This window comes from Pengzhenrongella frigida, from assembly GCF_004168625.1.
Lineage (GTDB): Bacteria > Actinomycetota > Actinomycetes > Actinomycetales > Cellulomonadaceae > Pengzhenrongella > Pengzhenrongella frigida.
This window is the reverse complement of sequence record NZ_SDWW01000072.1, coordinates 1-11,372: the sequence shown is the minus strand read 5'-3', so window position 1 is coordinate 11,372 and position 11,372 is coordinate 1. Positions and strand designations below refer to the sequence as shown.

Genomic DNA, 11,372 nt, shown 5'->3' with positions numbered 1-11,372 from the left:
CACTGCCATCGGGAACCAGCCCCCGGCCTCACGCCTCCACGCAGGCGTCACCAACGTCATGAGCCAGAACACCTAGGCGCGCGGGAACCGTGCTCCGCTCAGCCTCGGGCGAGGCGTGCTCAGACCCGCGCGAGGACCTCGCCGTGCAGCACGGCGAACCAGCCGTCCTCGTGCCGACCCCACGCACGCCAGCCGGCGGCGAGGTGCTCGAGCCCGACGTCGTCCGCAAGTCCGTGCGCGACGGCCTGCTTGGCGAAGTCCGACGACGTCGAACGCTCGGCCCAGAGCTCGGCCCACCACTCGCGGTCCTCGGGGGTGGCGTAGCACCACGTCCCGGCGCTGGCTGCGAGCCCGGCCGGGTCGAAGCCCGCCGCGCGGACCCACGACAGCAGCCGTCGCCCGGCGTCGGCCTCCGCACCGTTCGCCTGGGTGACCTCGTGGTACAGCTCGCTCCACTCGTCCAGCCCGGCCGACGGCGGGTACCAGGTCATCGCCGCGTAGTCGGCGTCGCGCACCGCGACCAGCCCGCCCGGCCGCGTCACCCGCCGCAGCTCGCGCAGGGCCGCCACCGGGTCGGTGAGGTGCTGCAGCACCTGGTGGGCGTGCACGACGTCGAAGCTGCCGTCCTCGAACGGCAGGGCGTACACGTCGCCGACCTGGAAGGCGAGGTTCGTGACCCCCGCGGCACCGGCCGCGACCCGGGCGACCTCGACGATCCGCTCGGACTTGTCCAGCCCGATGACCTCCCCGGGCGCGACGCGCGTCGCCAGGTCGATCGTGATCGTGCCCGGCCCGCAGCCGACGTCGAGCAGGCGTTGCCCGGGGTACAACGCGGGCAGGAGGTAGCCCGCGGAGTTCTCGGCGGTACGCCACCGGTGCGACCGCAGGACGCTCTCCTGGTGGCCGTGGGTGTACTGATCGGTGTCTGTCACCCCACCAGTAGGCGGTCAGTCGATCAGTTTCTCAACTTACGGACTCTTTGTCTCACCTATCGAGAGAGAGGGTGCCGACGTGCACGCCGGGCGCCGCTCAGGCGAGATCCGGGGAGGTCGCCGCAGGCGGCTCCGGCGGGGTCGAGTCCGGCCACGGGTCGAGCCGCGGCAGGTGGTCGCCGTCGGCGGCGCGGATCGCCCGCACCGGCTCGCGCCCGGCCAGCCAGGCGGTGAGATCGGCCCGGTCACCGCGCACGGTCCGCGCCGCCCCGGCGCCCAGGTCGCGGCGCCAGCCGTCCGGAGCCTCGAGCACGACCCGCGAACCCGCAGGGACGCGCGTCGCGAGGAAGTCCACGAGATGGTCGCAGAGCTCCGCACTCCACTCGTCGGAGTCGGGCCCGAGGTCGAGGTCGACCAGGTGGATCTCGACCTCGCGCCACCAGGCCAGCGCGACGGACAGCACCACCCCGTCCCGGAACCGCACGGGCCGGTCCCAGTCGGCCGGCGCCAGGCCGGCGAGCAGCGCGTCGATCCGCTCGGTCGCGACGCGGAGCGCGTGGACGTGCTCGGCCGCAGGGGCGCTCGCGCCGGCCTCGATCGCGGCGTCCCGGGCCGGACGGCCACCGTCGTAGAAGTCGACGAGCTCGCCCCGGCGCGCGCAGTCGATCTGGCGCGCGATCGCGGCCGCGAGGCCGTCGAGGTGCGCGAGCACGTGACCACGGCTCCAGCCCGGCAGCCGCGACGGCTGACCGACCTGCGCGTCGGTGAGCGGCTCGATCGCGCCGCCCAGCCGCTCGTGCGCCCGCCGGATCGCGACCACGAGGCCACCCGGACGGATCGGGGCGCGGGGGCCGACGGCGGTCACGGCCACACCAGCTCGTGCCGCCACGGCTCGCCGACCGCGTCCCGGCGGTACACGACCCGGGTGTGCGCGCGGCGTCGGTCGCCCTGCCAGAACTCGATCTCGAGCGGGACCAGGGCCTGCAGCGTCCACTCGGCGAGCACCTGCTCCGGGGCGCGCTCGACCATGACCAGGGCGTCCGCGAGCGCGGCCTCGAGCTCCGCGGGCGAGCCGAGCGGCTCCCCCGGCCGGACGGCGAACGCGGCCGCGCGCGAGGCGGGCGACCGGGACAGGAAGTCGGCCGCCGACACCCGTGGGCCGCGGGCGACGATCGAGCCGCGCAGCCGGACCTGCCGCGCCTGAAGCTGCCAGTAGAAGGTCACGGCACCGAGCGGGTTCCGGGCGACGTCGGCGGCCTTGCGGCTGCGCGCGTCGGTGGCGAACTCCCAGCCGCCGTCGTGCACGTCCTTGAGGATGACCACGCGGGCCGAGGGGGCCCCGCCGGCGTCGGCGGTGGCGAGCGTCATGGCATGCGGCTCCGCGACGCCGGCCTCGATGGCCGCGCCGATCCAGGCCACGAACAGGGCGATCGGATCGTCCGGAACGGTTGCGGGATCGAACGCGGGCAGCTCCCCCGCGAACACCGGGAGTCCGCGCAGCGTCTGGCGCAGGAGGGACCCGCTGGACGACGTCGGCGCCGTGCTGACCGCCGTCGGCCCCTCGCCCGAGCCGGAACTGACCTGACCGGTGACAGGCCGACTCATGACTCCTCCACGACTTCCCCCTCGACGGTCCGCTGCTCGACGCTCCTGCAGGATCCGACCCTATGTCCGCGCGCGAGGCCCGCTCCCGCGGCACCCCGCCCCCGCCGCGCCCCGCCTACCCTGTGTCCATGACGACGCCCGCGCCCGCCTGCGCGACGGCGGTGCGCGAACCTGCCGACTGGCTGGCCTCCGCGGCCGCCCACGCGGCCCGGGCAGACGCGCTCACGGCCGCGCACCGCGAGCGCCGCGCGGCCGGCGAACGGCACCCGATCGAGGACTTCCTGTACGACTACTACGGCACCCGGCCCGCGCAGCTTCGCCGGTGGCACCCGGGCGCGGGCACGGTCCTGCGGCCGACGGCGGACGGGCCCGCCGAGCACGCCGCGTGGCGCTGGTATTCGACCGACGGCGACGGCGCCGTCACGCTCGACGTGGGCGCGTTCCTCGCCGACCGGGGCGACACGGTTCGCTACCTGCGGGAGCTGCTCGTCGCGACCGCCTCCCGGCGCCCGTTCGCCGGCTGCTTCGGGCTGCACGAGTGGGCGATGGTCTATCGCTCCGGCGACGCCCGACGACGGCACGACCTGCCGCTGCGGCTCGGACGCGCGGGCACCGACGCCGTCGTCGAGGCGCACCCGATCCAGTGCAGCCACTTCGACGCGTTCCGGTTCTTCACCCCGGACGCCGTCGGCCGCAACGCCCTCACCCCGACCCGCCAGACCCAGGTCGTGGACGAGCAGCCCGGCTGCCTGCACGCGAACATGGACCTGCTCAAATGGACGTCAAAGCTCGGACCGGCGGCCCCGGGTGGCCTCCTGCTCGACTCGTTCGAGCTGGCGCGGGACATCCGCGTGCTCGACATGCAGGCGTCCCCGTACGACGTGTCGTCCCTCGGCGAACCCGCGGTCGCGATCGAGACCCCGGCGGGCAGGGCGACGTACGTCGCCCGACAGCGCGCCTTCGCCGAGCGGTCGGCCGGGTTGCGGAGCCGCCTGATCGACGTGGTCGAGGACCTCGGCCACTACGCCTGGGAGACCGCGGTGAGCAGCTGACCGAGGAGCCCGGCCATCGACATCCCGAGGACGGTCCACACGACGACGCTGCCGCCGACATACGCAGCGAAGACGGCCTTGGCTCCGGCGTCACCCTCCCAGCGGGGGGCGGGCGTCTCGCGCACCCACCGGCGGGCGTCGCTCACGGCCTGCAGCGGGGTGCGACCTGGCGTGGTGCTCGGCGAGATGGTCATCGTGGTCATCGGACGCTCCGGGGTGTGGATCGACGTGCGTGAGTGGCCGGGGTCTTCCGGCACTGCAACGGTCCCGCAGCTTCCGGCCGCCACCGTAGGCTTTTCGACCCATATCGCCGACCGGCTCGCCCCGCTCGGGGCGTCCCCTACTGTGTCGCCCGTGCCGTTCCTGCGAGAGGTCTCCCTGGTCGGGGCTCTGGTGACCCTGGAGCCGCTCTCCCCCGAGCACCACGATGGGCTCAACGACGCCGCCCGCGACGGCGAGCTGTGGAACCTCTGGTACACCGCGATCCCCCGTCCCGAGGCGATGCGCGCCGAGATCGACCGACGGATCGCCCTGCGCGACGCCGGGACGATGCTGCCGTTCACGGTGCGGCGCAACGACACCGGCCGCATCCTCGGGATGACGACCTACATGAACGTCGACGCCGAGAACCGACGCGTCGAGATCGGGTCGACCTGGAACGCCCGGTCGGCACACCGCACCGGCACCAACACCGAGAGCAAGCTCCTCCTGCTGACGCACGCCTTCGAGGAGCTCGAGTGCATCGCCGTGGAGTTTCGCACCCACTGGATGAACCACCAGTCGCGCGCTGCGATCGCCCGTCTCGGCGCCAAGCAGGACGGCGTGCTGCGCAACCACAGCCGGATGGCCGACGGCTCCCTGCGGGACACGGTCGTCTTCTCGATCATCGCCTCGGAGTGGCCGTCCGTCCGCAACGAGCTGCGTCGCCGCCTGGCCGTCCACCGCTAGCGAGCCCAAAACAAGTGGACACCGCTTGCTACGTTCGCGACTGTGCAGATCACTTCCCTTGGTTTCAGGACTGACCTCATGCTCCTGACCCTGCAGGGAAGTGAGATCGACGAGCGTGCGGACTATCTCGCGGTCGTGAGCCCGCACAACCCCGAGTTCTGGTGGGGAAACTTCCTGCTCTTCCCCGGCCCCCCGACGGCGGCGGGTGTCCGGGACTGGGAGGCCGCGTTCGCCCGCGAGTTCCCCGAGGCGTCCCACCGCACCTTCGGCGTGGACGGAACCTCCGGCGACGTCTCGGGGTACGCCGAGTTCGTCGCAGCCGGGTACGACGTGCAGGCGAGCGTCGTGATGACTGCGACCGCGGTCCACGCACCCCCTCACCCGAACCGTGACGCGGTCTGCCGCCCGCTCGACCTGACCGACAGCCACGACCGAGAGTCCGCGATCGCGCTGCGGATGGCCAACGCGCCAGACATGGACCCGATCAGCCATCGCACGTTCCTCGACCGATCGATGGACTCGATGGCCGCGCTGCAGCAGGCGGGCGCCGGATCGTGGTTCGGCGCGTTCCTGGACGGTCGGATGGTCTCGGGCATGGGGCTGTTCTCCGACGGCCGCGGGCTTGCCCGGTTCCAGAGCGTCGACACCCACCCCGAGGCGCGTGGGCTCGGTCTGGCCGGGACGCTGGTTCACCACGTGAGCACGTACGGCTTCACGTCGCTGCGCGCGACGACGCTCGTCATGGTCGCCGACCCGAGCTACCACGCCATCAGGATCTACCGGTCCGTCGGGTTCGAGGACACCGAGGCCCAGGTAGAGATCGAGCTCGCGCGAGCAGATTCCGCGCGTGTCCCGGGTGCGGCGATCAACTGTCAGGATATCCTTGACACATGACGATCAACGAACCCACCCAGGACGACGACTCGATCCTCGCGAGCCACGTGAAGGCCATCCGTGCCGCGCGCGACACGCTCAACGCCGCGGACCTGCACCTGCGCCAGGCAGTGCACGAGGCGCGCCGGCAGGGGGTGACCTGGCAGCAGGTCGGCGACACCCTCGGCACCACCCGCCAGTCCGCCCAGGAGCGTTTCAGAGACCTGTAGTCGCCACCGGACCGAGGGCAACGCCGTCCTCGACCCCACCTCGATCGACCTGATAGCCCCGGCCGCCCGGGACGATCGTCTGTCACCGTTGCCGCACCGCTCGACGCCGTCGTCGAGGGGTGGATGCGCCGCGCCGCCCTACCGCTCGCCCCCTGTCAATTGGCCCTTGACAGATGCGGGGCGTCAATCCATGCTTGACACATGTCGAATCCGAGCTCCGCACACCGACCGACCGGCAACGACCGGATCGCGACGCTCGTTGCGCCCCTCGCCCTGATCTCGTTCGCCCTCATCGGCCTGCTCGTGCACGACGGGCCGCTGGCGCACCTGCTCGCGGTCCTCTGCGGGGTGCTGGCGGTAGGGTCCGCCGCGACGCTGGCAACGGTGTACCACCACCGACCGCCGGTGCCGACGGCGCCCGCGACGTCGAGGCTCGCGGCCGACCTGGCCGTCCTTGACGCCCTGGAACCGCTGCGCGCCGAGCCGGAGGAGCAGCGATGAGCCAGAGCGAGAACCTCCTCTCCGCGGCGGAGATCGTCGCGTTGCGCGAGGCCATCGCGGCGGCCGTGCTCAGCGCGCCGGCCGGGATGAGCGCCGGGCTGCAGGACGATCCCGTGGCGTACCTGCGCCTGGTCGCCGCCACCCGCACCGCGGCGGAGGAGACCAGCCGGCTGTTGCGCGAGGCCGTCGACGGTGCCCGGCATGCCGGGCACAGCTGGGACACCATCGGTCGGCTGCTCGGGGTCAGCCGCCAGGCCGCCCAGCAGAGGTTCGGCGCTCCCGGCAGCTTCCCGGACGGCGTTCCGGCCGTCGAGGGGGTGCCCGAGCGCAAGATCCTCAGCCCCCTGACCGCGTTCGACGAGATGGATGCGCTCGCCGAGGCCGGTCGGCACGGGTGGCACAGCGTGGACTACGGCACCCTGTTCCACCTGGTCGAGGCGTCCCCGTGGCAGTGGGAGCACCGCCGCGACCTGGTCTCGATCGGCGGACGCCGCCACCGGTTGCGAGACGAGGGTTGGCAGCTCATCAAGACCATGTGGTTCCCCTGGGCGTACTACAAGCGACGCCTCGACCTGCCGGCCGAACCCGAGTAGGGCTCCCGAGTCGGTCAGGGCTCTCGGGTCACCGAGGCGACTGACCCAGCACGATCACGTCCGGGTCGCCCCGTGCCGCGAGGATCTCGCTGATCTCCACCTCCGCGAAGTGCTCCGTCATGCGAGCGACGAACGCGGGCGAGGGCGCCGCGCACCAGATCGTCAGCACGCCGCCGGGCGAGAGCACCCTGGTCGCGGTGCGCAACCCGTCATGCCCGTACAGCCAGGCGTTGCCCGGGGTCACCAGCCACTCGGGACCGTTGTCGACATCGAGACAGATCGCATCGAGCGAGGCCGCGGGCGCGTGGGCCAACCACTGGACGACGTCGGCCTCGTGGGCCTGGACGCGCGGGTCGGCCAGTGCGTCCCCGTTCCCGGGCGCCAACGGTCCCCGGTTCCAGCGGAGCACCGCGGGTTCGCGCTCCACGACGTGCACCGCCCCCACCCCCGGGTGGGCGAGCGCCGCGGCGAGCGAGAAGCCCACCCCGAGCCCGCCGATCAGCATCCGGCCCGGCGGCGGCATGCGGTCGGCCGCCGCGGTCACGTGCAGCCGCTCTGACCAGCCACCACGGGTGTCCATCAGGGAGACGCCGTTCGCGACCACCTCGAAGTGTCCGTCGCGGCGCGAGAGCACCAGCTCGCCGCACCGGCCGTCGACCCGTTCGATCACCGATGCGTCGTCCCCCATGTCCGCAGGCTACGACTGCTCCGGGGCGAGAGACCGGCGAACCGAGTCGACGACGAAGGAACGGCGCTCTGCGACGAGGCGCTCGCTCTCACCGGCGAATGCGGCCGGCGCGTGCAGCCATCCGGTCGCCATCGCGAAGATCGAGACGACGACGTCGCCGGGCGAGACGTCCGCCCGGACCACCCCGGCGCGCTGCGCCTCCTCGACCTCACCGAGCCGCACCAGCCGGTCGGGGTCGCTGCGGTCCGCGTCCGCGACGAGGTCGTCGGCGCCCTCGAGGCGGGCCCAGTCGAGGATGCGCAGGTGCTCCGGGAACGCGTTGACGTGGTCGAAGATGCGCCCCGCGGACTCGGCGAGGTCGAGCGGGTCGAGCGAGACGTGCGCGGCGAGCTCGACCAGGTTCGCCTCGACCACCGCACCGAACAGCACCTGCTTGTCGCCGATGTGCGCGTAGATCCGTTCCTTGTTGACCCCGGCGGCGCTCGCGATCCGGTCGATGCGGGCCCCGGCCAGGCCGTGGGCCGCGAACTCGGCGCTCGCGGCGCGCAAGATGCGAACCTTCGTCTGGGCGCCGGGACTGGTCATGACGACGCAGGCTACGCGATCGCACCTCGGAAGGGCAACCAACCGGTTGGTTGCCCTTCCGTCAGAAGCCGCCTACAGTGACGACACCGTCGCCGGCTGCTGCGCTGAGCCCTTCTGTAGCCCGAGCACCCGGCGTCACGACCCCCACCTCACAGCCGAGAAAGGCTGAGCCTTGTCCGCATCTGCACGCACACCCGTCCCCGTCACGGGTCCACTCCCGCAGTACGACCCCGTGGAGACCGCTGCCCCGCACGGCAACCGCCGCTGGTGGGTGCTCGCCGTCATCGGTCTCGCGCAGCTCACCGTCGTGCTCGACGGCACCATCGTCAACATCGCGCTACCCAGCGCCCAGGCGGACCTCGGCATCAGCGACGCGAGCCGCTCGTGGGTGGTCACCGCCTACGCCCTCGCATTCGGGGCACTGCTCCTGCTCGGGGGTCGGGTCGCCGACTACTGGGGCCGCAAGCGCGCGTTCCTCACCGGGATGATCGGGTTCGCCGTCGCCTCGGCGATCGGCGGGGTGGCGCAGAGCGCGGGCGAGCTCTTCGCGGCGCGCGCGCTGCAGGGCGTCTTTGCGGCGCTGCTCGCTCCGGCGGCCCTGGCCCTGCTGACGGTCACGTTCCCGACCGGGCGCGACCGCGGCACGGCGTTCGCCGTCTTCGGCGCCATCGGCGGTGGTGGCGCCGCGATCGGGATGGTGGTCGGCGGGTTGCTCACGGAGTACGCCTCCTGGCGGTGGTGCCTGCTCGTCAACATCCCGATCGCGGTCGTGGCTGTCATTGCCGGCGCCCGGTTGATCGTGGAGAGCCGCGCGACGGGGAACACCCGCTACGACTGGCCCGGCGTCGGCCTCGTGTCCGTCGGGCTCGGTTCCCTCGTGTACGGCTTCACCCAGGCGGAAGACGGCTGGACGACCGGCTCGGCCGGCGGCTTCATCGGCCTCGGCGTCGCTCTCCTCGTTCTGTTCGTCCTGGTCGAGGCTCGGTCCAACCACCCGCTGCTGCCGCTGCGCATCCCCGCCCAGCGCGACCGCGCCGCGGCGTTCCTTGCGGCCTTCCTCACCGGGACCGCGATGCTCGGCGGCCTGCTCTTCCTGACGTTCTACCTGCAGATCGTCCTCGCCTACGAACCGGTCCGCGCGGGTCTCGCCACGCTTCCCATGACCGCGGCGATCTTCCTCTCCGCGACCGTGTCGGCCCAGGCCATGCCGCGGGTGGGACCACGACCGCTGCTGGCGATCGGTCCGGTCGTGGCCGCAGGTGGTCTGCTCCTGCTCGCCCAGCTCGAGACCACCAGCACCTACGCCGGGCACATCTTGCCCGGGCTCGTGCTCTTCGGGCTGGGGATGGGGATGGTCTTCGTCCCGATGCAGAACATCGCCCTGCTCGGGGTCGACCCGCACGACTCGGGGGCGGCCGGCGCTCTCGTGAACGCCGCCCAGCAGGTCGGCGGCTCGCTGGGGACAGCCCTGTTCAGCACGATCGCCCTCACCACCACGACGGCGTTCGTCCCCGCACGCACCGGCACGGCAACCGCACAGCTCGACGCTCTCGTGGCCGGCTACACCCACGCGTTCGCCTGGGCGGCCGCGATCGTGCTGGTCGTCACCCCGATCGCGCTCGTCCTCGTCCGCGCGACGAAGGCCGACGTCGGCGGTGAGGTCGCCGAGTAGGCGACACCCGACCCGCAGGACACCTCGGGCTGGGGCTACCGCGATCGGCGGCAGCCCCAGCCTCGACGCGAGCGATCAGGCGAGCGCGCCCATCGGGTCCCACGCGGGCAGGGCGACCGGCTCGGCGCCCAGAGCTGTCCGGTACTCCGCCGGAAGGGCGGAGGTGCGCACGACGACCTCGAAGACGTACTCGTCGAACCAGGAGTCGTCCATCGTGAAGAAGCCCTTGTCACCGCCCGCGTCGCCCCAGGAGTTCTCCACGCGCCACCGACGCGGGACCCCGCCGACGACGTCGACGCCGGTGAGCAGCATCGCGTGCGTCATCATCGACTCGCCGAAGCGGACCCGGTCCTCCTTCGTCATCGTGAGGTCGACGCCGTAGACGCCCTCCAGGTCGAGCAGGTCGGCGGACCACAGACCTTCCTTGCGCAGCATCTGCTGGCTGACGTCGCAGCCGAACCAGACCGGCTCCCCCGCCACGATCGCTTCCATCGCCAGCCGCTTCATCAGCGCGATCTCGGTGTTCAGGTACAGCACCGGATCGCCACCGACGACGTTGCCCAGGCGCTCGATGGTGAGCGTGCCGCCCTTGGGGTGCTCCGGACGCGGGTCGTCCACCAGACAGACGTACTCCGCCACCGGGATGGTGACGTACTTCGCGAAGAACTCCTGCGGCGTCGTCCCCCCGTCGCGGTGGAAGCTGCCGGCGTCGTCGCGCCACTGCCAGTCGAACGAGTCGGGCGGCGTCCCGAGATGGATGGCCAGGATCCGGTAGGCGTCCGCGACGACCTGCTGGCACGCGGCCTCGACCGCTGCCGTGTCCGCGCCGTCGGCGACGAGCGTGCGCACCGTGCAGGCCGCGTGGTGCAGCAGGGAGCGCAGCGAGCGGTTGAGCACCGTGGTGTTGCCCGAGGACTCGGTCTCCGGCATGGCCTCCTTGGGGACGACCCCGTGCTTGGCGAACACGCTCGCCGCCATGTTCCACTGCCCGCCGTCACCCATCACTTCCGCGAGCAGGAACGTCACGAGCCGGTCGTCCACGGGCCGCTCGGCGGTCGCGATGACGTCCGCCATGAAGTAGTTGACCCGCTCCAGCTTGTCCCAGAACATCGCGTGGCTCTGGGAGAACTCGAACTCCTTCACCCCGAGCACCTCGCGAGCCCCGCAGCGGAAGAGGTTCAGCGCGGCGAACAGCCAGCAGCGCCCCGACTTCTTCTGGTTGGCCACCGTCCAGTCATCCAGCCGGTTCGACATCGTCGTCGAGAGCGAGACCTGCCGGGCGTGGTTCGCCGCGACCTCGTCCAACCCCGAGCGCGTGACCGCGTTCTGCATGCGAACCGCCGTGGCGTCCGACGCGAACGAGTCCGCGAATCCGCGAAGGGTCGCCCCGGTCAGGGCTCCCGGAACCTCAGGGAGGGGGAGGCTGCTGACCGGGATCGCTGCGGAGGTGGTCGTCATGTGGTGCTCGATTCCATTGCGCGGGATGTGGCTCTGATGCCACGTCGACAGTAGTCTCGCCCCGGCCCGGATCAGTCCGGCGAGATTGTTTCGCGGTGATCGCGCCTGCCACGGCGCACTCCGGGGCGTTTCTCGCGACGACCGCCCCGGGGATCTCGACCCGTCCCCAGGCGCCTGTTTCGTCGTTCTTTCCACAGATTCCTGCTGCTCTCGGCGACCCGTTGTGGATATCTTT

14 protein-coding genes are annotated in these 11,372 nt (G+C 72.1%); 7 read left to right on the top strand and 7 right to left on the bottom strand.

Going from position 1 to position 11,372, the window contains the following annotated elements; translation table 11 throughout:
• Nucleotides 1–119 precede the first annotated feature (119 nt).
• The 3 genes from EUA98_RS18660 to EUA98_RS18650 form a co-directional block, all read right to left on the bottom strand.
• Entirely contained in the window at nucleotides 120–932 is an 813-nt protein-coding gene (locus tag EUA98_RS18660; protein ID WP_130104197.1) for a methyltransferase domain-containing protein, read from the bottom strand.
• Nucleotides 933–1,029: 97 nt separating this feature from the next.
• Nucleotides 1,030–1,797 (bottom strand): maleylpyruvate isomerase family mycothiol-dependent enzyme, encoded by a 768-nt coding sequence (locus EUA98_RS18655; RefSeq protein WP_207219160.1) that lies wholly within the window; start codon nucleotides 1,795–1,797, stop codon nucleotides 1,030–1,032.
• Entirely contained in the window at nucleotides 1,794–2,537 is a 744-nt protein-coding gene (locus EUA98_RS18650) for a pyridoxine/pyridoxamine 5'-phosphate oxidase (RefSeq protein ID WP_130104196.1), read from the bottom strand. The genes EUA98_RS18655 and EUA98_RS18650 overlap by 4 nt, the downstream gene beginning before the upstream one ends.
• Nucleotides 2,538–2,665: 128 nt before the next feature.
• Here EUA98_RS18650 and EUA98_RS18645 point away from each other — a divergent pair, with 128 nt between their 5' ends.
• Nucleotides 2,666–3,589 (top strand): 3-methyladenine DNA glycosylase, encoded by a 924-nt coding sequence (locus EUA98_RS18645; RefSeq protein WP_130104195.1) that lies wholly within the window; start codon nucleotides 2,666–2,668, stop codon nucleotides 3,587–3,589.
• On the opposite strand, the gene EUA98_RS18640 is transcribed toward EUA98_RS18645, so the two are convergent.
• Entirely contained in the window at nucleotides 3,559–3,792 is a 234-nt protein-coding gene (locus EUA98_RS18640) for a hypothetical protein (protein ID WP_130104194.1), read from the bottom strand. The two genes, EUA98_RS18645 and EUA98_RS18640, sit on opposite strands and share 31 nt — an antisense overlap.
• Nucleotides 3,793–3,943: 151 nt before the next feature.
• Here EUA98_RS18640 and EUA98_RS18635 point away from each other — a divergent pair, with 151 nt between their 5' ends.
• The 5 genes from EUA98_RS18635 (at nucleotide 3,944) to EUA98_RS18615 (ending at nucleotide 6,734) form a co-directional block, all read left to right on the top strand.
• The gene (locus tag EUA98_RS18635; protein ID WP_130104193.1) at nucleotides 3,944–4,537 is read left to right on the top strand and encodes a GNAT family N-acetyltransferase; all 594 of its coding nucleotides are present in this window, start codon (nucleotides 3,944–3,946) and stop codon (nucleotides 4,535–4,537) included.
• A 78-nt stretch (nucleotides 4,538–4,615) separates the two neighbouring features.
• A complete protein-coding gene (locus EUA98_RS18630; protein ID WP_130104192.1) occupies nucleotides 4,616–5,431 on the top strand; it encodes a GNAT family N-acetyltransferase in 816 nt (271 codons plus the stop codon).
• Entirely contained in the window at nucleotides 5,428–5,640 is a 213-nt protein-coding gene (locus EUA98_RS18625) for a hypothetical protein (protein WP_130104191.1), read from the top strand. Before EUA98_RS18630 ends, EUA98_RS18625 begins: the two co-directional genes overlap by 4 nt.
• Nucleotides 5,641–5,841: 201 nt before the next feature.
• A complete protein-coding gene (locus EUA98_RS18620; protein ID WP_165372911.1) occupies nucleotides 5,842–6,141 on the top strand; it encodes a hypothetical protein in 300 nt (99 codons plus the stop codon).
• Nucleotides 6,138–6,734, top strand: a complete 597-nt coding sequence (locus EUA98_RS18615) for a hypothetical protein (protein WP_130104189.1) — start codon at nucleotides 6,138–6,140, stop codon at nucleotides 6,732–6,734. Before EUA98_RS18620 ends, EUA98_RS18615 begins: the two co-directional genes overlap by 4 nt.
• Nucleotides 6,735–6,762: 28 nt before the next feature.
• Here EUA98_RS18615 and EUA98_RS18610 read toward each other — a convergent pair whose 3' ends face one another.
• Nucleotides 6,763–7,422 (bottom strand): spermidine synthase family protein, encoded by a 660-nt coding sequence (locus EUA98_RS18610; protein ID WP_130104188.1) that lies wholly within the window; start codon nucleotides 7,420–7,422, stop codon nucleotides 6,763–6,765.
• A 9-nt stretch (nucleotides 7,423–7,431) separates the two neighbouring features.
• Nucleotides 7,432–8,007, bottom strand: a complete 576-nt coding sequence (locus tag EUA98_RS18605; protein WP_130104187.1) for a TetR/AcrR family transcriptional regulator — start codon at nucleotides 8,005–8,007, stop codon at nucleotides 7,432–7,434.
• Between the two features lie 232 nt (nucleotides 8,008–8,239).
• Between EUA98_RS18605 and EUA98_RS18600 the strand changes: the two genes are divergently transcribed.
• On the top strand, nucleotides 8,240–9,679 hold the full coding sequence (locus EUA98_RS18600) for an MFS transporter (RefSeq protein WP_130104186.1): 1,440 nt from the start codon (nucleotides 8,240–8,242) through the stop codon (nucleotides 9,677–9,679).
• 75 nt (nucleotides 9,680–9,754) lie between these two features.
• Here EUA98_RS18600 and EUA98_RS18595 read toward each other — a convergent pair whose 3' ends face one another.
• Complete coding sequence (locus EUA98_RS18595) at nucleotides 9,755–11,137, bottom strand: C1 family peptidase (RefSeq protein ID WP_130104185.1); 1,383 nt, start codon at nucleotides 11,135–11,137, stop codon at nucleotides 9,755–9,757.
• Nucleotides 11,138–11,372: the final 235 nt, after the last annotated feature.